This window comes from Roseateles sp. P5_E1, from assembly GCF_054049335.1.
Genome location: NZ_JBFUMN010000388.1, coordinates 1 through 559, shown reverse-complemented (window position 1 = coordinate 559; position 559 = coordinate 1). Strand labels below are relative to the sequence as shown.

Genomic DNA, 559 nt, shown 5'->3' with positions numbered 1-559 from the left:
TGGCTGTTCCAGCCCATCTTCTCTTCCTTGCGGCCGTAGCTGATGCCCGGCAGGTCGGCCGGCACCGCGATCGCGCTGATGCCACCTGCGCCGGCACCGCCGGTGCGCGCCATCACCACCAGCAGTTCGGTGGCACCGGCGCCGGAGATGAAGGCCTTGGACCCATTCAACACGTAGTGGTCGCCATCGCGCACCGCGCTGGTCTTCAGCGAGGCTGCATCCGAGCCGGCACCTGGCTCGGTCAGGCAGTACGAAGCCAGCTTGGTGCCGGACGAGAGGTCTGCACCCCACTCCGCACGCAGGCTCTCCTGGCCCCACTTGGCCACCATCCACGACGCCATGTTGTGGATGCTGACATAGGCCGCCGTGGACGGATCCACGTTGGCGAGCTCCTCGATGACGACGGCGGCATCCAGACGGCTCAAGCCGCTGCCACCTACCTCGGGGTCCATGTACAAACCGCAGAACCCGAGTTCCCCTGCCTTGGCGATCGCCTCGCGCGGAAAGATGCCCTCCGCATCCCATCGCGCGGCGTGCGGCGCCAGTTCGGCCTGGGCGA

The 559-nt window shown here is 67.6% G+C and carries 1 protein-coding gene; it reads right to left on the bottom strand.

Going from position 1 to position 559, the window contains the following annotated elements; translation table 11 throughout:
• The coding region (locus ACXJKJ_RS31685) for an acyl-CoA dehydrogenase family protein (RefSeq protein ID WP_457395677.1) at positions 1 to 559 on the bottom strand (559 nt) is incomplete at both ends.